Below are 22,424 nucleotides of genomic sequence, written 5' to 3' on the forward strand. Positions count from 1 at the left end.
ACAATAAATAATACAAGAATTGAGGAGTGTTACCTATGAATGTGTTTGAAATAAGAGATGCCATTACCGCTGAATTAGCTGCCGAAGTAATGACATGGAATTTCGACCGCAAGGAAGAAACATTGAGAGTTGAACGCCGGGACAATCATAAAGGACTGACGATTAAGCTTGCGCCGCTCGTGGCGAAATATAAGCAGCAGGAGCGCAAAATCATCGATGAAGTTCTTTACTATATCAATGAGACAATTACAGCGATGGCGGATGAGACAAATAAGAAAATTACTGAAATGAAAATCATGCCGGTCATCCGGTCGACAAGTTTTCCAAAAGAAACAAACGGCGTGCCTTTTGTCATTTCGGAACATACGGCTGAGACTAATATTTATTACGCGCTTGATCTTGGTTCCACTTACCGCCTGATTGATGACAATGTATTAAGTGAGATGGCGATATCAAAGGAACATGTCAAAGAACAGGCGCTGTTTAACGTCAAAAAGCTGGCAGCACAGTACAAAGAGGACCATGTAGCCGGCAGTACCTTTTATTTCTTCAACTCCAACGACGGCTACGATGCCTCCAGAATATTAAATGATACGCTGCTGCAGCAGTTTGATAAGAACAAAAAAGGTGAGCTGCTCGTCGCAACACCACATGCCGATGTATTGATCATCGCGGATATCGAGAATGAGACAGGTTATGACATTATGGCCCAGATGATGATGCAGTTCTTCAGCAACGGCCTTGTACCGATTACGTCATTATCATTCCAGTACGAAAATGGCAAGCTGACGCCGGTCTTTATTCTCGGCAAGAACAATATGAAGCGGAATCAGGAGGCTATTGCCCGCCTGGAGAAAAACCGTAAAAAATTTGAAAATAATAAGGAGCAATGACATGAATATCTTCTACAATGACAAAATTGGTGACGTTCTACTGATCACGTTGAAGCATGCTGACGGCCCATTTGACTATGAGCAGAATGGAGACGTGGTCACTATTAAGAAAGACGGTGCAGTCGTCGGCTATAATGTTTTCAATATAAGCGGCCAGCTGTCGTTTGACGGTAATGGTCAAGTGGAACTGGACGAAGCAAAAGTGGACGCCATCAATCAAGTGCTGACGAGTAAAGGCATGCAGCCGCTGACAGTCGACCTGTCTCCTAAGTTCGTTACAGGCCATGTCGACAGCATGGAAAAACATCCGGATGCTGATAAGCTGAACATCTGCCAGGTGAATGTCGGAGACGAAGTGCTGCAGATTGTCTGCGGCGCTAACAATGTCGCTGCCGGACAAAATGTCGTCGTCGCTAAAGTAGGCGCTGTCATGCCGAGCGGAATGCTGATTAAAGCTGCTGAACTGCGCGGTGTGCCGTCAAACGGTATGATCTGTTCTGAACGTGAACTCGGACTCACTGATTCCGAAGAGAAAAAAGGCATATTAGTACTGGGTGAAGAAGTGGTTCCTGGTACCGACTTCTTTAAACAAGTTTAAAAGGTGTGAGTAGATGAGCTGGTTTGACAAATTATTCGGAGAACAATCAAATGACACACATCAGCAGCGTGAAGATGAAGTAATGATAAAACCTAGGGAAGAAGATAATCACGACGAAATATACAGAAGACCGAAAGGAAGATTTAGATTTCCTATCGATGTTGAGACTGGAACAGAAAAAGAGGCAGAGGCAAAACCGGAATCAGCACATCCTGTTCAAAGTGACTTCGTCAATGATGATTACTTCAACAGTCGGCGGGAACGTCGTAAACGTCACCATCAGCAGCATGATGAGCCGCCTCATCCGTTGACAGAGCGCTATCATCCGGCTTATACACCACCTCCGAGCAAGACAGACATACATAAGCCGAAGTTCGTCGCAAGTGAAGTGCCGTCTGCGATTTACGGCACACGTAAAAATTTGAAGCCGGGTGAAAGCAAGGTGGTCATCACCCCGCTGACTGGCAGAAAGCCGGAAATGGTAAAACCCGTGACGCCGCCTCACCGCAGGCAGGATAACATGGTTAACGTCGAGAATGTCTATGCATCACAAATTGTCGCGGAAATCAGGCGGGAACGTGAAAAGAAAGCACAGGCCAAAAAAGCATTCGAAGAGAAACGTCAGCAGCTGAAACTTCAGAAGGAACTTGAGGAAAAGCTGATGACTGCACCAGAACAAGAAACGCCTGATACAGAGACTGTCTATTCCTCTGCACCGGAACAAGAAACGCCTGACACAGAGACTGTCTATTCTTCTGCACCGGAACAAGAAATGCCTGATACAGAGACTGTCTATTCCTCTGCACCGGAACAAGAAACGCCTGATACAGAGACTGTCTATTCCTCTGCACCGGAACAAGAAACGCCTGACACAGGGACTGTCTATTCTTCTGCACCGGAACAAGAAACGCCTGATACAGAGACTGTCTATTCCTCTGCACCAGAACAAGAAACGCCTGATACAGGGACTGTCTATTCTTCTGAACTGGAAACAGAATCATTGGTGCTTCAGCCGGTTCATGAGCTGATGCCTGAACTTGAAACAGTAGAAGTCATCCTGCCACCTGCTGAAAATTCGGCAGTCGAAGCACTTGTCCGTGAAACATCAGCGGTCTCTCACGTTAACGACTCCATTGATGAAGCAGTCGACGAAATGAAAGAACCGATACTCCGTCCGGTGGTCACTAAGACGAGACCATTTAATGTTGTCATGACACCGTCAGATAAAAAAAGGCTGATGGATAAAAAACAGGCTGTCACTGAGCCGTCAATAGTAGAAAAAATAATCGATAAAATAACACCTGATTCTGCCGATGGATCTTCAGCAGAACCATCACTGCTTGAAAAAGCCATCGACTTCGTCACACCTGGTCACATAGAGCAGGAAGCGCCTGCTGTTATGGAGAAAGTGAAAGAGGTGGTGACTGGAAAAGATAAGAAACGTAAAGGGCCGAATTACCTGCTGCCTCCTGTCAGTCTGCTGGCACATCCTGAAGCGCCTGCAGCGTCTCATGAATGGGTGGAAGAGCAGCGTGCACAGCTGGATGAAGCATTATATCACTTCAACGTTCCCGCTAAAGTGGAGCATGTCGTCGTCGGTCCTTCTGTCACCCGTTATGAACTCTCAGTAGAAAAAGGAGTCAAAGTCAGCAGAATCACCAATCTGCAGGATGACATCAAAATGGCGCTGGCAGCTAAGGATATTCGTATTGAAGCACCAATTCCCGGCACATCCCGTGTGGGCGTGGAAGTTCCGAACCTTGAAACACGGCCGGTCAATTTAAGCGAAGTCATCTTCTCCAAACGGTTTAAATTTGCAGAATCCAAGCTTATGGTCGCACTGGGTGTAAAGATCAATAATGAACCGATGCTGATGGACATCGCTAAAATGCCGCATGCATTAATCGCAGGCGCAACCGGCTCAGGTAAATCAGTGAGCATCAATGCGATTTTACTGTCGCTGCTGTACCGTAACAATCCGAGTGAGCTTAAACTGCTGCTGATTGACCCGAAAATGGTGGAGCTTGCGCCTTATAACGATCTGCCGCATTTACTCGCACCGGTCATCACTGATGTCAAGGCCGCGACTGAAAGCTTGAAGTGGATTGTTGAAGAGATGGAACGGCGCTATAAGACATTTGCCGATGTTCATGTCAGAAATATTACCGCATATAACCAGAAGTCAACTTATGACAAGCGGCTGCCGAAGATTGTCATTATTATCGATGAGCTCGCTGATTTAATGATGATGGCACCGCAGGAAGTGGAGCACTCGATTGCCCGCATTGCACAGAAAGCTCGTGCTGCAGGTATTCATATGATACTTGCGACGCAGCGTCCATCTGTCAATGTCATCACCGGCCTGATTAAAGCGAATGTGCCGACTCGTATCGCCTTCATGGTATCTTCTGCTGTCGATTCACGTACAGTGATGGATAGCGGAGGTGCTGAGAAACTGCTCGGTAACGGTGATATGCTGTACCAAGGTAACGGCATGAACCGGCCGATTCGTATTCAAGGCTGCTATGTATCTGATGAGGAAATCGATGAAGTCGCTGCTTATATCAGGGAACAGGGGCCGCCGAACTACATGTTCAAGCAGGAAGAACTGCTCAGTAAAGTCAACGAACTCCCGCAGGATGAACTGATTGATGATGTGATCGACTACATGCAGGAAGAAGGCCAGATTTCAACTTCACAGCTGCAGCGTAGATTCCAGATCGGCTATAACAGAGCAGCACGCATCGTCGATAGCCTGGAAGACGCAGGTTATATCAGCGGGGCCAATGGTTCAAAACCAAGAACAGTGTTAATCGCAGAAAAACAACAATAGGAGTGTAAACAATGACGTTATATCATTTTATAGGAATTAAAGGGTCAGGTATGAGTGCGCTCGCACATATCCTTTTTGATATGGGACATGAAGTTCAAGGGTCGGATATCGAGAAAGAATTTTTCACGGAAATTGCACTGCGCGATAAAGGCATTACGATTGTGCCGTTCGCTGCTGACAATATTAAAGAAGGGATGACGATCATAGCCGGTAATGCTTTCGGTGATGACCACCCTGAAATTGTGCGGGCGAAGATGATGAATCTTGAGTTCTATCGTTACCATGACTTTTTAGGGTCATTCATGCATCAGTACACTTCTATTGCGGTCACAGGCTCTCACGGCAAGACATCAACGACCGGTCTGTTATCTCATGTGATGAACGGAGATAAGAAGACGTCTTATTTAATCGGTGATGGTACAGGCATGGGACTTCCGGACAGTGAGTACTTTGCATTTGAAGCATGCGAATACCGCCGGCACTTCCTGAGTTATTCACCGGACTACGCCATTATTACGAACGTTGATTTTGACCATCCGGATTATTTCGCCAGCATGAGCGATGTGTTCAATGCGTTCCAGGAGATGAGCCGTAAAGTCAAAAAAGGCATCATTGCTTGCGGCGACGACAAAAATCTGCGCGACCTGCAGGTGACGATTCCGATTTATTACTATGGTACAGAAGAGCATAATGATGTCAGAGCCGAAAATATCATCTCTACAGCGTCCGGAACGACATTCGATGTTATAATTGACGGCAAGTTTATTGGCAGCTTTAAGACACCGATGTTCGGTGACCATCAAGTGTTAAACGCCCTGGCAGTGATTACGGTCTGCCATCTTGAGCAGCTCGATGTTCAGAACATTAAAGACGCGCTTGAAACTTTCGGTGGCGTTAAACGCCGCTTCACCGAGAAGAAGAAAGACAATCAAGTATTGATCGATGACTATGCGCATCATCCAAAAGAAATTAGTGCGACTATTGACTCAGCTCGCAAAAAATATGACGGCAGAACAATTGTTGCAGTGTTCCAGCCGCATACATTCTCGCGTACTGAAACGTTTCTAGAAGATTTCGCTGACAGCCTGAAAGCAGCGGACAAAGTATTCCTCTGTGATATATTCGGTTCGGCACGCGAAACGGCCGGGAACTTGACAATCAATGATCTTGCCGTACTGATTCCAGGAGCAGAGCTGATCAGTGAAGATAATGTTGACGTTTTAAAGCGCTATATTAATGACGTTGTTATCTTTATGGGTGCCGGAGATATTCAAAAAATCCAGAAAGCCTACGAAAATCTGTTGCAATAGTTCAAATATGTTTTAAACTATAATTGCAGGGTAAAATGAGGTAGTAAAATATAGATAGGAAATAGGAGGGGTTATATATGGAATGGATACTTCCAATCGCCGGTATCATCGCGGCACTGGCATTCTTAATTCTATGTATCGGTATCGTAGTCGTATTATTATCAGTTAAGAAAAACCTTGATCATGTCGCTAGAACTTTAGACGGCGTTGAAGGTCAGATTCAAGGGATTACACGCGAGACTACGGACTTATTACATAAGACGAACCGTCTTGCTGAAGATGTCCAGGACAAATCAGCACGCTTAAATACGGTAGTAGATGCAGTCAAAGGAGTCGGTGGTTCTGTACAGAACTTGAACAGCTCTGTAGACCGGGTAACAAACTCTGTGACTCATAACATCGCTAACAACCAGGAAAACATCGCACAAGTTGTTAAATGGTCAAATGTAGTGATGGAAGTGCTGGATAAATGGCAGATGAGAAAACAGCGTCGTAACAGCGTCAACTTTGCTGACCAGCCAGTCTACAAAGAAGCAGCAAGTACGGCATACAATGAAGATACTGCTCATAATGGAAATGTCGACATTGTAAAAGTTAAAGCAGGATTAGATAAAAATTCTGACTTAAAATAATATTTGACGTTTAACCGTCGTATAAGTGGGAATATACTAAACTATAACAAGTTAAGTATATTCCCATTTTAATTAGGAGGTCATTATAATGACAAACACAAATAACAAAGACTTAACAAGTACTAACTTCGGTAAAGACAACGAGAACAAATTCGACACAGCATCAAACGTAAACACTTTTGACAAAAACAACAATTTTGACAAAAACAACACATTAGACACAAACACAAAAACGACGTTTGACAAAGACAACAATTTCAATTCTTACGACAAAGTCAACACTTATGACAACGGTGTCAATGAATATCCGAACAACACTTACAACCGTTCATTAAGTGCCAACACTTTAAAAGAATATGAAGTGAAAAATACGAATTACTCTACACGTGACTTTGCTTTAGGTTTCACTGTAGGTGTTTCTCTTGGAACATTACTCGGTCTGTTATTTGCGCCTAAGAAAGATGACAAACGCGGCTATGACAATGCAGACTACAAAGGTTCTTACTTAAAAGGCAATCAGTACAAAGAAGACAACAAGCCTTCTGCAGTTGATCAGTTAAAAGACAAAGCAGCTGAAATCAAAGACAAAGCAGCGGACAAAGTTGCTGAAGTTAAAGACAAAGCACAGGATACTCAAAACAAAACAAACACAAAAAATGACAACCAGGCGACAGGCTACAATGAAGCGACAAGTCATGTGACAACTAAAGTTGAAACAGATACTGACGCTTTAGCAGCACAGCGCCGCGCAATCAAAGATGAAGTTAACGATAATTCTTTGAAAGAACCCATTGCAGTTGTTGATAAAGATTTAAACACAAACAAAACAACTTCTAAGTCAAACAATTCAACTAAAGTTAATCCAAACACTAAAGTGGATACAACTAAAACAGATTTCAAACCTGGTAACACAAACAACAAAAATAACAAAAAATAAGCGTATCTTTCAAAAGATGCATATACTTGTGATATTATAGTAGGGTGAATTCTCACCCTGCTTTTTTTTATGGGAAGAATAATTTGAAGTTAATGAGGTGTATCGAATGTCTGAATTGAACCAGTTAAGAGAACGCATCGAAGAGATCAATGTGGCTATATTAGAACTGCTGTCTGAACGCGGAGAAATTGCGAAACAGATTGGTCAGGAGAAACGTAAAGCCGGTACGATGATTTATGATCCTATGCGTGAAAAAGAAATGATCAATAAATTACAGGACTTAAATCAAGGGCCTTACGATGATAATGTCATTAAACAGCTATTCAAAGAAATCTTTAAAGCATCGACTGAGCTGCAGAAATCTGAAAATGAGAAGCATCTCTATGTGTCTAGAAAGCTGAAAGCTGAAGATACGGTCGTGAAAACTGCTAATGGCGGTGTCATCGGCGGAGATGAGAAAATCTTCGTCTTCGGACCATGTTCTGTTGAATCTTATGACCAAGTAGAGCAGGTAGCAAAAAGTCTGGTTGAAAAAGGACAGAAATTTATTCGGGGAGGCGCATTTAAGCCTCGTACATCTCCATATGATTTCCAGGGACTCGGTGTTGAAGGTCTTAAAATATTGAAAGAGATCAATCAAAAATATGACCTTGCAGTAATATCGGAAGTCGTCGATCCCCATCACTTTGAACTGGCTGACCAATACATCGATGTATTCCAGATCGGTGCCCGCAATATGCATAATTTTGAGCTGCTGAAAGAGGCAGGCCGCGCCAACAAGCCTGTACTGCTGAAACGTGGTCTGTCAGCGTCGATTGAAGAGCTGATTTATGCAGCGGAATACATTCATGCCAGTGGTAACAGCAATATCATCATCTGTGAGCGCGGCATCCGTACATACGAAAAAGCGACAAGAAATACACTGGACATCTCTGCCGTGCCGATCTTAAAGCAAGGTACCCATTTACCGGTGCTGGTCGATGTGACGCATTCTACAGGGCGGAAAGATATTATGCTGCCGGTCGCTAAAGCTGCACTTGCCGTCGGAGCAGACGGTGTCATGGCAGAAGTGCATCCGGATCCATCGGTTGCGCTGAGCGATGCAGGACAGCAGATGGACTTAAACGAGTTCGATGCATTCTATGATGAAATTGAACGGACAAGAAAACAATATCGCTAGAAATTATTATGAAAACTTCATGAAAACGTGTTAGAATAGTATGGAAAACGATTACAGGAGGAAACTATGACAGTCACCATTTATGACGTTGCAAGAGAAGCTAAAGTTTCAATGGCAACTGTATCACGTGTAGTGAACGGTAATCCTAATGTGAAGCCTGCTACACGCGACCGCGTCAATGAAGTCATCAAACGATTGAACTATCGTCCGAATGCTGTCGCAAGGGGACTTGCCAGCAAAAAAACGACAACAGTCGGTGTGATTATTCCTGATATTTCGAACATCTACTATTCTGAGCTTGCCCGCGGGCTTGAAGATATTGCAACGATGTATAAATATCAGACCATTATTTCAAATTCGGATAACGATCCGTTCAAAGAGCGGGAAATATTCAACAATCTGCTGAGCAAGCAGGTGGATGGTATTATCTTCCTTGGAGGTACGTTATCCAATGAAACAGCTGAACTGATTCAGACTTCTTCAGTTCCAGTTGTTGTATCAGGAACACAGGATAATGACAGTGCACTGCCGGCAGTCAATATCGACTATCATTCAGCAAGCCGTGAAATTACGGAAAAACTGCTGAAAGACGGTGCGCGTCAGTTCGCATTCGTCGGCGGCGGATATTCTGAGAAAGCACGGCATGACGTATTGTCAGGAATGACGGAAGGGCTGAAGGACAACGGGATTACGTTCAATGATGATGCTGTCTATGTCGGCAGCGAACAATATTTAGACGGTGAAAAAGCATTTGCACAGCTGCAAGGATTAAAACCGGATGCTATTCTTTGTATCAGTGATGAACAGGCGATCGGACTTGTCCATGCCGCTCAGGATGCCGGTCTGAATATACCGGATGACCTGCAGATCGTCAGCTTCAACAATACGAGACTGGTGCAGATGGTACGTCCCAAGCTATCAAGCGTTATGCAGCCGTTATATGATATCGGTGCAGTAGGGATGAGACTGCTGACGAAATTCATGAATGATGAAGAAATAGAAGATAAACAGGTCGTTCTGCCGTATCACATCGATTATCGCGGCACGACAAAATAACACCTCAAAAAGCACACTTCAACAAACAAGTGTGCTTTTTTATTATGCGCTGGTTTTATTCATAATGCTGGATGACACGTTCAAGCGTCCGCCTGTTCTTCTCTGTAATCTCCACCCGGCGTGGAATGACTGTATAGTTTTCGCTGTCTGCATCCCACTTTGCCGGCAGAGTGACTTCAGTTTTCTTCTGCCATTTCTCGAGCCAGCTCTTTGGAAGATTACCTGAAGGCGCCGGGATGCCTTTCATGGCGAGCCAGATCTGACTCCAGGCGAGCGGGGCGACTTGAAAGATGTTGTAACCCCCGCCGCCGACTGCAATCCATTTACCGCCGCAGTAGTCATCAGCAAGCTGCTTGACGATTCTCGGGATCGCTTCGAACACGTGATGCGTGCAATGAAGATGAGTCAGGGGGTCAAGATAATGGGCGTCAGCACCATTCTGACTGATAATCACGTCAGGTTTAAAAAAACGGCAGGCGACTTCCACGCTTTCTTTAAAGCATTCAAGGAACGAGTCATCTTCAGTATAAGCATCTATCGGCAGGTTCATGCTGTATAAGTAGCCGTCTCCTTCGCCTTTCTCGTTAATACCGCCTGTACCGGGGAACAAGTATCTACCAGTCTCATGGATGGAATAAGTGAAGGCATCGTCGTCATTATAGAACGCCCACTGCACGCCGTCACCATGATGAGCATCCGTGTCGATATAAAGGACGCGGGCACCGTATTTCTGCTTCATGTATTCAATGGCCACAGCACTGTCGTTATAGATGCAGAAGCCTGACGCTCTGCCGCGGAAGCCGTGATGCAGACCGCCGCCTAGGTTGCAGGCAGTCGTGTCAGCCCCGGTCATGACAATATCACAGGCGGTCAGTGTGCCGCCGACGAGCCATGCACTGCTGTCATGCATACCGCTGAAGTTGGGCGTGTCGTTTGTATTAAGGCCGTAGCTGTCGCATTTCGCCTGGCTGAGCGTACCAAGCCCTGCCTGCTTGACGGCCTCCACGTAGTCGGCAGTATGAACCAGCTTCAGTTCATCGTCTGTTGCCTTTCTTGCCGGGACCATTTCGCTGTCATCAAGAAATTCAAGTGCCTGCAGCAGCTCAGTCGTCAGCACAAGCCGCATCTGATTAAACGGATGACTGTCTGAAAAGCGGTAGTTCAATAATTCCTCTGAATAAATGTATTTGCTCATAGGCCGCTGTTCTGCGGTGTTCTGACCGTGAACCCCGAGTTTTCCAGGTCGTTAATAATTTTTGTCGGATTTATCGACTGCATTCTGATCAGTACAAGCTTATAGCCTGGATTGGCCCGGTCCCGGTATACAAGAATACTTTCGATGCTGACTTTGTTTGTATTGAACACGCGTGTGACTTCGTGCATGATGCCTGCCTGATCCGGCACGGCGACTTCAATGGCAGAGCCGGGTATAGTGACACCGGTCAGTTCAAGGAATGTATTCAGCATGTCCTTCTGTGTGACGATGCCGATGCACTGCTTGTTTCTGATGACCGGGATGCTGCCGAGCTTCAGCTCATAGAAATCGACGGCAATGTCTTCCACGAAGTCAAGCGGGTGACATGTCGTGACATTTTTGTGCATGATGCGCGTGACGGGCATGGCGAGATGGGCGGCCGGATCTTCAGTGCCGAGAATCGACGGAAGTGCCAGGTTGATGTCGCGGTCTGTGACGATACCGAGCAGCTTCATATCATTATCGACGACAGGAAGATGTCTGATGTCTTGTGACGCCATCAGTTCCAGCGCCTGTTCAATAGTTCGCTCTTCATTGATTGTAAGGCATGGGCTTGTCATAATACGTTCTACCAGCATGTTGTTCCTCCTACATAAAGAATCGGTTCGTGAATCTGATCTTATCAAACTGGTCAATCTGTTCGTTCGTGATCCTGCTGCCGATACGCGCCATGAGGCAGTTGGCCGGATGGCTCGTGATTTCCGGGTCGTTTGTGGAGAAGACTTCAAGGCCGCCTGCTGCCATCATCTTCTGCATGATTTTCTTATAATCAAAGACATTGAGCTTCGTATTCTTTAAATCCCAGTGCCAGTAATACTCAGTCGTGATAATAATATAGTCCTCAACCTGGTCATCCCGCATGGACAGCTTCAGCATCTCCTTGCCGAGGCCGAGACTGCGGTAATGGAGTGACACTTCGATAGCACCGAGCTCCAGCAGAAAGGGCAGATTACCTTCACTCCAGCGTTCCAGTGGATCCGGATATAGATAGGTGGTATAGCCGATGATGTTATCCTTATCCCGGCAGATAATGATTCTTCCTTCAGGCAGGTCAGCGATTTCCCTGATGGCTTCAAACTGTTCCGGTGGTCTTCTGAAAGCGACAAGACCATCGTCAAACGTATAGCGGCTGAGTGTGTCGCCGGAGACGGGACCTTCTACAATGATATGCCTGTCGTGCCGATAGTGGTCATGCCGGTAATAAGTTTTAAGATGTTCCATGCATGGCTCCTTTTAAAATTCTAATTTTTTTGAAAAGTTTGTTTAATCTATTATATAATAATATTGTAGCATTGAAAACGTATACAAAGGGGATGTCATAATGAAGACAGAGATATATGAAGTAGAACCAGGGGATTATAATTTACAGGATTATGATGAGCACTATAAAAACTTTGACTGGAAAGAAGTTGAAAAGGCATTCTCCTGGCACGAAACAGGGAAAGTCAATATGGGTTATGAATGTATTGACCGTCATGTAGACAGCGGCAGAGGTGATAAAGTCGCCCTTTACTATAAAGATGCTGAACGTAATGAATCATATACATTTGAAGAGATGAAGAGAAACTCCAACAAAGCAGCGAACGTCCTGAAAAATACGACGGATGTCGCTAAAGGAGACAGACTGTTCATCTTTATGCCGCGGTCACCTGAACTTTACTTTGTACTGCTTGGCGCCTTGAAGATCGGAGCCATTGTCGGGCCGTTATTTGAAGCATTCATGGAGAAAGCAGTCAAAGATAGACTGGAAAACAGTGAAGCGTCTGTCATTGTCACGACAAACAGTTTAGTCGGACGTATTCCGGTCGATGAGCTGCCGAATTTAAAGCATATTGTCATTGTCGATGATGAGGTGGCTGATCAGCATATTGACTTCAACAAAGCGTTTAAAGAGGCAGCGGACACTTTTGACATCGAGTGGCTCGATAAAGAAGACGGCTTGATTCTGCACTATACATCAGGTTCGACAGGGCAGCCCAAAGGCGTGCTGCACGTGCAGTATGCTATGGTGCAGCATTACATATCCGGGCAGTACGTTCTCGACTTGACAGAAGATGATATTTACTGGTGTACAGCTGACCCGGGCTGGGTGACAGGTACGAGCTACGGAATATTTGCACCTTGGCTGAACGGTGCGACGAATGTTATTGCGGGCGGCAGATTCTCGCCTGAAGGCTGGTACAGCACCATCGAAGAATTCAAAGTGACCGTCTGGTACTCGGCGCCGACTGCCTTCCGCATGCTGATGGGTGCCGGGGATGAACTGAGCAAGAACTATGATCTGTCCAGCCTGCGTCACGTCCTGTCAGTCGGTGAACCATTGAATCCGGAAGTCATCAAATGGGGCTACAAAGTATTCGGCAAAAGAATTCATGACACATGGTGGATGACTGAGACAGGTGCCCATATGATCGTCAATTATCCAAGTATGGACATTAAATCCGGCTCCATGGGTAAACCGATTCCCGGTGTCGAAGCGGCCATCGTTGATAACGACGGCAACGTGCTGCCGCCGAACCGTATGGGTAACCTGGCGCTTAAAGAAGGATGGCCGTCTATGATGAGAGACGTCTGGAACAACCGTCCGAAATATGAATCGTACTTCCTGCCGGGCGGCTGGTATATTTCCGGTGACTCTGCCTACATGGATGAAGACGGCTACTTCTGGTTCCAGGGCCGTGTAGATGACGTCATCATGACAGCAGGCGAACGTGTCGGGCCGTTTGAAGTTGAATCCAAGCTTGTAGAGCATCCAGCTGTCGCTGAAGCAGGGGTCATCGGCAAGCCGGACCCGGTGCGCGGAGAAATCATCAAAGCATTTATTGCGCTCCGTGAAGGCTTTGCTGCGACGGATGAACTGAAAGAGGAGATTCGTGTCTTCGTCAAAAATGGTCTGGCAGCACATGCAGCACCGCGAGAAATTGAATTCAAGGATAAGCTGCCGAAGACACGATCAGGTAAAATCATGAGACGTGTGCTGAAGGCATGGGAGCTTGACCTGCCGACAGGTGATTTAAGCACGCTGGAAGATTGACAGCATAGAGCCTCTTGCTAGTCAGGGGGTTCTTGTGTATAAGAAGTGAGCACTGTTATTGTTTTTATGTACAGGTAGACAGTTCCTTCTTATTCAACTAAGATGAACTGGAAGACTTATACAAAGGGGAATGAAAATGACTGACTATTTATCTGATCTTGAAATTGCAAAGCGCTCGAAAATTCGTCCGATCAGCTCTATTGCTGAAGAAGCAGGAATTCCAGTCGGAGCGGTCGAACCTTACGGCTTCTACAAAGCGAAGATTGATACGACAAAAATTAAATCACAGCCGACAGGCAAAGTCGTGCTGGTCACTGCGATGAGCCCGACGCCTGCAGGTGAAGGTAAGTCCACGGTGACAGTAGGCTTAAGTGATGCCTTCAGACAGCTCGGTGATAATGTGATGGTCGCGCTGCGTGAGCCGTCTTTAGGACCTGTCTTCGGTATGAAGGGCGGGGCAACTGGGGGTGGTTACGCGCAGGTACTGCCGATGGAGGAAATCAACCTCCATTTCAATGGTGACCTGCATGCGATTACGACTGCTAACAATGCTTTAGCGGCATTCATCGACAATCATATTTATCAGGGTAATGCGCTGAACATTGATCCGCGCCGTATTTCGTGGAAACGCGTTCTTGATATGAACGACCGGGCGCTGCGGGAAGTAGTGATCGGTCTCGGCGGCCCGTTCAAAGGGGTGCCGCGTGAAGATGGCTTTGACATTACAGTGGCCAGCGAAATTATGGCGGTCTTCTGTCTGTCACGTGATATTCATGACTTAAAAGAAAACATCGCCAAAATGACAATCGGCTATACTTATGACAAGCAGCCGGTCACTGTCAAAGATTTAGGAGTGGAAGGCGCCCTGGCACTTATTTTGAAGGATGCCATCAAACCGAACTTAGTACAGACGATCGAAGGGACACCGGCACTCATTCACGGCGGCCCGTTTGCCAACATTGCCCACGGCTGCAATTCTATTATTGCGACGAACACAGCCCGGCGTCTGGCAGATGTAGTCGTCACTGAGAGCGGCTTCGGTTCTGACCTCGGTGCCGAGAAGTTTATGGACATTAAAGCGCGGCGAGCCGGTCTTGAGCCTGCAGCTATCGTTGTCGTAGCGACTATCCGCGCGCTGAAGATGCACGGCGGTGTCCTGAAGGAGCAGCTGAAAGCAGAAGATGTTGAAGCGGTGAAACGCGGTATCGTCAATCTTGAGAAGCATCTGCAGAACTTACAGCAGTTCGGTGTGGAGCCCGTCGTTGCCCTGAATGCCTTTGTGACAGATACGGCAGAAGAAGTGCAGGCAGTCAAAGACTGGTGTGCTGACCGCAGCATTAAGATTGCGCTGACTGAAGTATGGGAAAAAGGCGGCGCGGGCGGCGTCGAGCTTGCACGGCTCGTCAAAGAAGTGATGGCTGACAAGCAGGATTTCCGGCCGCTCTATGAACTGGAACTGCCGGTGGAAGAGAAAATCCGCACAGTCGTCCAGAAGATTTACGGCGGAGATAACGTAGTGTTCTCTGACAGCGCGAAGAAGCAGCTGAAGACGATTATAGATAACGGCTGGGATCATTATCCCGTCTGTATGGCGAAAACCCAGTATTCATTCACGGATGACCCAAAAAAACTCGGCCGTCCGACCGGCTTTGAAATCACGATCCGCGAGCTGATCCCGAAAACAGGTGCAGGCTTTATTGTTGCATTGACCGGTGATATTATGACGATGCCGGGACTGCCGAAGCAGCCGGCTGCGCTCAATATGGATATCGATGCTGACGGCCATGCAGTAGGGCTGTTCTAAATCCAGCCAAAAAAACGGAAATCCTTTTAAAGGATTTCCGTTTTTTATCGGCTGACATTAGTGATGGTCGCCGGTGTCTCTTGCTTAGTATTGCTGCCTGCTGAGGTGCTGACACCTCTCAGTTCAAAGAATGTATTCGCGACAGCCCTCTTGGCAGAGACTTTGTCACCCGTCTTAGAGTCGAGGTAAATACCGAGCCTTGACAGTACAGCATGTGATTTCAATGTTTTCTTTGATAGATCTGTGTTAGTCCATACTAAAGTTGGTTTAACTGGTTCGCTGCCGTCACATGACCCTTGCAGACTGTTCGTCAGCTGACATATTTTTTTAGTCTGCACAGAGGACGGCTGTTTGAAGTGCTGACCGACACCCATCTGTGTCGGACTAACAGCTGTCACCGCATTGACGATATCGCGCCACAATGTCAGCTGATAATGGTTCTCCTCGTCAAATGATGTCGGTTTGTCGTAGCCCATCCAGATACCCATAGTGACGCTTGGGTTGTAACCGATGAACAGACTATCTGTGGCATTTTGTGCAGTACCTGTTTTACCTGCCCAGTCCTGCTTATAGGCGAATGTGCCTTTCAGCTGATAAGCACTACCGGTATCGAGCACGCCTTTTAATATGTCCGTCATAATATAAGAGGTGGCATCACTGAACACGCGTTCCGGCCGTGCTTTATGCTGGTAGATGACCTTGCCATCTTTTGAACGGATGCTGTCGATCAAATAGCTTTCCTGATAATTACCATTGTTGGCCAATGTGGAGAAGCCGTTGACATCATCTTCAAGTGTGATATCCGTTGCACCGAGCGGTAATGATAAGTTAGGCTTTTCGCTGTCCGGAATATCGATATGCATCTTCTCAAGGAAGTTCCACGGTTGTCTGTTTTGTATGCCGGAATATAAGCGCAGTGTACTTAAGTTGAATGAGTTTTCCAGAGCAATTCTTGCGGTTACTTCGCCGAACTCCTTTTTAGCATAGTTTTCCGGTGAATAGCCGTTAATATCAAACTTTTTATCGAGCAGCACGGTCTCCGGTGTGATGACACCGTATTCGACTGCCGGCGCATAGTCGAGCAGCGGCTTCATAGTCGAGCCTGGCGAACGTTTCGTCTGAGTGGCATGGTTGTTCTGAGATTTCTCATGGTTACGCCCGCCGACGAACGCCAGAATTTTACCTGTCTTATTCTCTTTCAGCATAACGCCGACTTCATGCTGCAGCGTCTCGGTTTTGCCGTTCACGTCGACTTGACGGTCGACTGAATAATAGTTCGGATTATTTTTAATGTCATTCATGACATCGTAAATCTTTTTATTGATTGTCGTATCGACCGTGTAGCCTTCATTTCTTAGTGACTGATCAGCTTTCACTCTGTATTTATCAGCAAGTACTGGCGTGTCATCGATCTCCTGCTTTGAAATACCATCCTGCTCAGCAAGCACGTATTTCATAATATCGACAGCGCGGCGTTCTACTTCTTCGACAAGAAACGGATATTGGTCAGCAGGATTTTCCACCCGGTCTTTGAATGATTGTTTCAGATTGAAATTTTTAGCCTCATCGTATTGCTGCTGCGTGATTTTTTTCTTCTGCAGCATTCTTGCCAGCACGTACTGCTGACGGTGCATACCGTAGCTGAGTTCATCATCGCTCTTCAGACTGCCGTTCGTCAGAAATGGTGTATATGTATAAGGGTTCTGAGGCAGACCGGCAAGAAAAGCACTTTGTGCGATGTTCAAGTCTTTGGCATGTTTACCGAAAATACCGCGGGCTGCCGCTTCAATGCCGGCCACGTTCTGACCATTTGTATTACGGCCGAAGCTGACGACGTTCAAATAAGCAGACATAATTTCCTGTTTGGATAATGATTTTTCGACGCGGAATGATAGCAGCATTTCCTTAGCTTTTCGTTCGAATGAAGTCTCGTTGGACAGCAGCTGGTTTTTTATGAGCTGCTGAGTCAGCGTACTGCCGCCGGAGCTGGTGCTGGACCCGAGAATCTCCTGTGCTGAAGCCCGGATAAATGCTTTCGGCACAATGCCGTTATGCTTATAGAAATATTCATCTTCTGTCGCCACGAGTGCATCGACAACATGCGGATTAATCTGTTGATAATTGACGACTTGCCGCTGGGTATCGGCATTCAAGCTGCCGAGTGACTGTCCAGTGCCGAAATAAACAGTAGTGCTCTCAGCCATCTGGTTCAGTGCTTTCTTGAGTGCGGCATCGCTCTCAACAGGCTGATCTTTGACGAGCGCTGCGAAGTAGCCGGTACCGAATCCTGCCAGCAGAGCAATCAGCAGAATGGACACAATGAGAAAGAAGAACAAGATATTTGAAAAAGTATGATAGATCGTATGAAAAACTACATAAGGCGTCCATTCGATGGAACTCAGCCTTTTCTTAGCGTGAGCATATGTATTCTTGCTATAAGAAGAGAAGCGATTGTTTTTTGCCATTATTAACCTCCCGGAATATTTCCAGTATATCATAACAAGTAACTTGACGTAGCTGAAATGAAACATTAAACTGTTATCATAATTATATAATGTTCAGACTAAAGGACAAGTAATAAATGAAGATTATCCGAAGAGAGTCAGTGGTGCTGTGAACTGATGAAATCTCATTTATGAATACACCTGGCATAAAGTCTGACGGACGATGACCGTCTCATCGAATAAGTGATGAGCAATCATAAGTATGGTGGTACCGTGCAGTCAAGCACCCTTACGTTTCGGCGTAGGGGTGCTTTTTATTTTTATCATAACAAGGAGGATTATATATGAACGCATTATTAGAAGATTTACGCTGGAGAGGGTTAATTTATCAGGAGACACATCCAGAAGCCATGGAAGAACTGTTGAACAAGGAATCTGTTAGTCTATACTGCGGGGCTGACCCGACAGCGGACAGCCTGCATATCGGTCATCTACTGCCCTTTTTAACGTTAAAGAGATTTCAGCAGCACGGACACCGTCCGGTTGTACTGATCGGCGGCGGTACAGGGATGATCGGTGATCCGTCCGGCCGTTCAGACGAACGTGTGCTGCAGACACCTGAAATGGTGCAGCAGAACGTTGACGGCATTAACAGACAGATGGAGCAGCTGTTTGATTTTACTGGAGGGAACAGTGCGGTCCGCGTGAACAATAAAGACTGGCTCGGTCAGATTGACCTGCTGACATTTCTCCGCGACTACGGTAAACATGTCGGTGTCAACTACATGCTTGCTAAAGACAGTATTCAGTCACGTCTTGAAGGGGGTATTTCCTATACTGAATTCACTTATACCATTCTTCAGGCAATCGACTTCGGTCATCTGAACAAAGAGCATAACGTGAAGCTGCAGATCGGCGGCTCTGACCAGTGGGGTAATATTACATCTGGAATTGAACTGATGCGCCGCATGTACGGCGAAGTTGAAGCATACGGGATGACCATTCCGCTCGTCACAAAATCTGACGGCAAAAAGTTCGGGAAATCTGAAAGCGGTGCAGTATGGCTTGATAGAACAAAGACATCTCCTTATGAGTTCTACCAGTTCTGGATCAACACACCGGATGCGGATGTCATTAAATACTTGAAGTACTTCACATTCTTATCTCACGACGAAATTGATGCACTTGAGCAATCAGTCGAACAGGAACCGCATCTACGTCTTGCCCAAAGAAAACTTGCTGAAGAAGTGACGAAGCTTGTCCACGATGAAGCAGCGCTCTCGGACGCTGTGCGTATTACAGAGGCGTTATTCAAAGGAGACTTAGCTGCACTGTCTGCTGCGGAAATCCGTGAAGGGTTCAAAGATGTGCCGCAGTCGACGGTTACAGCAGCGGCAGACTTAGTTGAGCTGCTTGTAGAAGCAGGCATCTCACCGAGTAAACGTCAGGCGCGGGAAGACATTACAAACGGTGCCATTTCAATCAACGGCGAGAAGCAGACAGATGTCAGCTATGAAGTCGGCGACAGTGATAAGATTGATGACGAGTTCATGATTATCCGCCGCGGTAAGAAGAAATATTTCATGGTGACTTTTAATTAGTGAGAAGACTGGTTACTGCCAGTCTTTTTTGGGTAGTGAGTATTAATGTAGAACATTAAATATAAAGGAGTAACAATATGAGAAAACTTTTATTACCTATTATTGCGATTGCTGCAGTCCTGCTTGTGCTCGGCAGTATGCTGATCGGGCCTTATAACAGACTGGTGGATTTAAACCAGGATGTGGATAAGGCAGAATCGGATATCGATGTTAACTTGCAGCGCCGTCTGGATCTGATTCCTAACCTTGTAGAAACAGTGAAAGGTTACGCGAAGCATGAAGAAGATGTCTTCAAATCAGTGGCAGATGCCCGCTCTAAATTAGCAGGAGCTACTCAAAATGGTACGATTAAAGAAAAATCTGAAGCCAATGCTGAGATGACTTCTGCATTAGGCCGTCTGATTGCTATCAGTGAAGCTTATCCTGAACTGAAAGCTGATACACAGTTCACAGGACTGCGTGATGAACTTGCAGGTACTGAGAACCGTATCGCTGTTTCACGTCGTGACTACAATGATAAGGCGACAGAATACAACAAAGTCGTCAAACGTTTCCCGGGAAGTATTGTCGCTGGTCTGACAGGTTTCAGAGAACGAGATCTCTTTAAATCAGACAGTGCTGCACAAAATGCACCGGACGTTAATTTTGATACAAACAGTAAGGATAGCAATTAATGAACAAAATCGCGTTAATCTTCGCGATTATCGTCAGTGCTTTGTTACCGCTGAATGAGGCGAGTGCAGCTGAACCTCTGCCTAAGCTTAAGCAGCCTGTGTACACTCAGGACAATGCCTCATTGTTGTCCGGTACACAAGTTTCAGAAATCAATGAGCTGGGTAATCGGCTGGAACAAGGGACGACTGCAGAAATACTTTTAATGACAATGCCGTCCATCGGTCAGGAAAACCGTGCTGACTACGCACTAAGAGCAGGGCGTGAATACGGTGTCGGACAGAAGGACAAAAACAACGGAATTGTCATTCTGCTGAATCTGGACAATGGCAATGAATTTAGAAACCGTGGTATCGAAGTGCAGGTAGGTTATGGGCTTGAAGGTGTGCTGAATGATGCTAAAGTCGGGGCGCTGATTGACAAGTACGCGATGCCTGATCTGCGCCAGGCGGTGGCACTCGACCCAAAAGGTGAAAGTGCTGAAGCTAAACAGCTGTATGGTCAGGCAATGACTAAGCTGTACAAAGCTGTATGGCAGGAAATTGCTGATTCATACGGCTATGATGGCAGTAAGTTTACGCGGGAACAACCGATGCAGACAACAAGTTCCGGCCATTCATTCAGTGTCTTTCAGATTTTGATTACATTGTTCTTTCTTTACTTGATCTTCTCCATTTTCTTTAGAGGAGGCGGCGGCGGCGGTCGAGGCGGCCGTAGACGAGGCGGTATCGGACCAGTTATTTTCTTCCCGACAGGCGGCGGCTTTGGCGGTGGATTCTCGTCAGGAGGATTCGGCGATGGCGGCTTCGGCGGTGGAGGCTTTGGCGGTGGCGGCTTCGGCGGCGGCGGCGCAGGACGCGGCTTCTAATCACAACACAAAAACGGAAATCCAACATGGATTTCCGTTTTTGTGTTGTGATTAGTTTGTCTGATCTTTTGTGCTGCGGAGCATCAGTTCCACATCTTTAGTATGGCCGCCTCTCACAATCGTGAACTTCACTGTATCTCCTGACTTCTTATTCTGATAAATATAGGATTTAAGTTCACTGTCAGAAGCAACAGCTTGATTATCCACTTTTGTGATTAAATCGCCTTCATTGAATACTTTTCCTGCGTAGTCATCTGTCTGAGCGACGATGACGCCTTTATTGGAGCTGATACCCATCTCCTGCAAGTACTGCGTCGGAATAGAGTCAGCACTCGTTAAGGCAAGACCCATGTATGGTCTGATGACTTTACCGTTTTTGACGATTTGTTTGATGATGGTTTTGACATCGTTCGCTGGAATGGCGAAGCCGATACCTTCTACTTCTGTGGAAGAAATTTTCATTGAATTGATGCCGATTAATTGCCCTTTTGTATTAAGCAGAGCGCCCCCTGAATTACCGGGATTAATGGCTGCGTCTGTCTGAATCGCTTTAACAGATGACGTTCCGGCAGAAGTCGAGACGTCCATTGTCCGTTCCTTAGCGCTGACAATCCCTTCGGTCACACTATTCGCGAAATCAAGACCGAGCGGATTACCGATGGCATACACTGTATCTCCGGTTCTAATACTGGATGAGTCGCCGAACGGAACAGGCGTTATATGAAGATTGCCTTTCACTTTCAGCACGGCAATATCTGTCAGGGCATCTGTACCGATCAGCTCTGCATCATACTGTTTTCCCGTTGACAGCTGGACTTTAATGTCAGAAGCGCCTTCTACAACGTGATTATTTGTCACAATATAGGACACATTGTCAGCGGCCTGATAAATGACACCTGACCCTGTCCCAGTCTCTTCTTCTGTGCTCTGTGAAGGACTGAACGGGTTACTGCTTGCTTTTTGCATATTGATGACCCCGACAATTGCCGGTGAGATCTTATCGATGGTATCAGCGAAACTGCTGTTCGCTGATGTTTTTGATAAATTATAATCTTTACTGTTAGTAGTCGTGACAGTGCCGCCATTATTTGACGTATGATTGATAAAAGGCAGCTGCATCGCACCTATCGTCAGAGCAGAGCCGAGGACGCCGCCGAGCAGTGCCTGTGGAAAGGCGCTTTTACGTTTTACGGGCTGCTGTGCATAGGGCGCTGTATACTGCTGTTCATGCTCTTCAAAGTTTGACATAAAAAAGACCTCCTGCATTACTGTTTTTATAATGAGTGTTATTATTATTTTTATCATTT

At 46.2% G+C, this 22,424-nt stretch carries 18 protein-coding genes; 13 read left to right on the forward strand and 5 right to left on the reverse strand.

Translation table 11 applies throughout. The features are described from left to right. Positions 1-35 precede the first annotated feature (35 nt). From ERX35_RS08650 to ccpA, 8 genes are all read left to right on the forward strand, one after another. On the forward strand, positions 36-893 hold the full coding sequence (locus tag ERX35_RS08650) for a DUF1444 family protein (RefSeq protein ID WP_149459501.1): 858 nt from the start codon (positions 36-38) through the stop codon (positions 891-893). A gap of 1 nt (position 894) precedes the next feature. Further along, positions 895-1,491: a YtpR family tRNA-binding protein gene (gene ytpR, locus ERX35_RS08655; protein WP_149459502.1), complete on the forward strand. Its 597-nt coding sequence runs from the start codon at positions 895-897 to the stop codon at positions 1,489-1,491. Between the two features lie 13 nt (positions 1,492-1,504). Next, positions 1,505-4,324 carry a DNA translocase FtsK gene (locus ERX35_RS08660; RefSeq protein WP_149459503.1) on the forward strand — a complete coding sequence of 940 codons (2,820 nt, stop codon included), beginning with the start codon at positions 1,505-1,507 and terminating at the stop codon, positions 4,322-4,324. Between the two features lie 11 nt (positions 4,325-4,335). Further along, complete coding sequence (gene murC, locus ERX35_RS08665; RefSeq protein ID WP_149459504.1) at positions 4,336-5,634, forward strand: UDP-N-acetylmuramate--L-alanine ligase; 1,299 nt, start codon at positions 4,336-4,338, stop codon at positions 5,632-5,634. A gap of 77 nt (positions 5,635-5,711) precedes the next feature. Then, complete coding sequence (locus ERX35_RS08670; RefSeq protein WP_149459505.1) at positions 5,712-6,266, forward strand: DUF948 domain-containing protein; 555 nt, start codon at positions 5,712-5,714, stop codon at positions 6,264-6,266. Positions 6,267-6,354: 88 nt separating this feature from the next. Next, positions 6,355-7,203: a YtxH domain-containing protein gene (locus tag ERX35_RS08675; RefSeq protein WP_149459506.1), complete on the forward strand. Its 849-nt coding sequence runs from the start codon at positions 6,355-6,357 to the stop codon at positions 7,201-7,203. 106 nt (positions 7,204-7,309) lie between these two features. Continuing rightward, entirely contained in the window at positions 7,310-8,383 is a 1,074-nt protein-coding gene (locus ERX35_RS08680; RefSeq protein WP_149459507.1) for a bifunctional 3-deoxy-7-phosphoheptulonate synthase/chorismate mutase, read from the forward strand. A gap of 66 nt (positions 8,384-8,449) precedes the next feature. Next, a complete protein-coding gene (gene ccpA, locus ERX35_RS08685) occupies positions 8,450-9,439 on the forward strand; it encodes a catabolite control protein A (protein WP_149459508.1) in 990 nt (329 codons plus the stop codon). Between the two features lie 55 nt (positions 9,440-9,494). Here ccpA and ERX35_RS08690 read toward each other — a convergent pair whose 3' ends face one another. From ERX35_RS08690 to ERX35_RS08700, 3 genes are read right to left on the reverse strand one after another with little or no spacing between them, the layout of a single operon-like run. Beyond that, a complete protein-coding gene (locus ERX35_RS08690; RefSeq protein ID WP_149459509.1) occupies positions 9,495-10,634 on the reverse strand; it encodes an acetoin utilization protein AcuC in 1,140 nt (379 codons plus the stop codon). Then, on the reverse strand, positions 10,631-11,272 hold the full coding sequence (locus ERX35_RS08695) for a CBS and ACT domain-containing protein (RefSeq protein ID WP_149459510.1): 642 nt from the start codon (positions 11,270-11,272) through the stop codon (positions 10,631-10,633). Before ERX35_RS08695 ends, ERX35_RS08690 begins: the two co-directional genes overlap by 4 nt. A gap of 10 nt (positions 11,273-11,282) precedes the next feature. Next, entirely contained in the window at positions 11,283-11,915 is a 633-nt protein-coding gene (locus ERX35_RS08700) for a GNAT family N-acetyltransferase (RefSeq protein WP_149459511.1), read from the reverse strand. Positions 11,916-12,015: 100 nt separating this feature from the next. Between ERX35_RS08700 and acsA the strand changes: the two genes are divergently transcribed. Then, on the forward strand, positions 12,016-13,728 hold the full coding sequence (gene acsA / locus ERX35_RS08705) for an acetate--CoA ligase (protein ID WP_149459512.1): 1,713 nt from the start codon (positions 12,016-12,018) through the stop codon (positions 13,726-13,728). Between the two features lie 136 nt (positions 13,729-13,864). After that, positions 13,865-15,532 (forward strand): formate--tetrahydrofolate ligase, encoded by a 1,668-nt coding sequence (locus tag ERX35_RS08710; protein ID WP_149459513.1) that lies wholly within the window; start codon positions 13,865-13,867, stop codon positions 15,530-15,532. 44 nt (positions 15,533-15,576) lie between these two features. Here ERX35_RS08710 and ERX35_RS08715 read toward each other — a convergent pair whose 3' ends face one another. Then, on the reverse strand, positions 15,577-17,997 hold the full coding sequence (locus ERX35_RS08715) for a transglycosylase domain-containing protein (RefSeq protein WP_149459514.1): 2,421 nt from the start codon (positions 17,995-17,997) through the stop codon (positions 15,577-15,579). Between the two features lie 323 nt (positions 17,998-18,320). On the opposite strand from ERX35_RS08715, the gene tyrS reads away from it, so the two are divergent. The 3 genes from tyrS to ERX35_RS08730 all read left to right on the forward strand — a co-directional run bounded on the left by tyrS (position 18,321) and on the right by ERX35_RS08730 (position 21,117). After that, complete coding sequence (tyrS, locus tag ERX35_RS08720) at positions 18,321-19,577, forward strand: tyrosine--tRNA ligase (RefSeq protein WP_149459515.1); 1,257 nt, start codon at positions 18,321-18,323, stop codon at positions 19,575-19,577. 77 nt (positions 19,578-19,654) lie between these two features. Next, a complete protein-coding gene (locus ERX35_RS08725; RefSeq protein WP_149459516.1) occupies positions 19,655-20,251 on the forward strand; it encodes a LemA family protein in 597 nt (198 codons plus the stop codon). Next, the gene (locus tag ERX35_RS08730; RefSeq protein ID WP_149459517.1) at positions 20,251-21,117 is read left to right on the forward strand and encodes a TPM domain-containing protein; all 867 of its coding nucleotides are present in this window, start codon (positions 20,251-20,253) and stop codon (positions 21,115-21,117) included. The genes ERX35_RS08725 and ERX35_RS08730 overlap by 1 nt, the downstream gene beginning before the upstream one ends. Before the next feature lie 51 nt (positions 21,118-21,168). Here the strand turns inward: ERX35_RS08730 and ERX35_RS08735 are convergent, their stop codons facing one another. Continuing rightward, positions 21,169-22,365, reverse strand: a complete 1,197-nt coding sequence (locus ERX35_RS08735) for a S1C family serine protease (RefSeq protein ID WP_149459518.1) — start codon at positions 22,363-22,365, stop codon at positions 21,169-21,171. Positions 22,366-22,424: the final 59 nt, after the last annotated feature.

The sequence above is a fragment of the Macrococcus equipercicus genome (genome assembly GCF_004359525.2).
GTDB lineage: Bacteria > Bacillota > Bacilli > Staphylococcales > Staphylococcaceae > Macrococcus > Macrococcus equipercicus.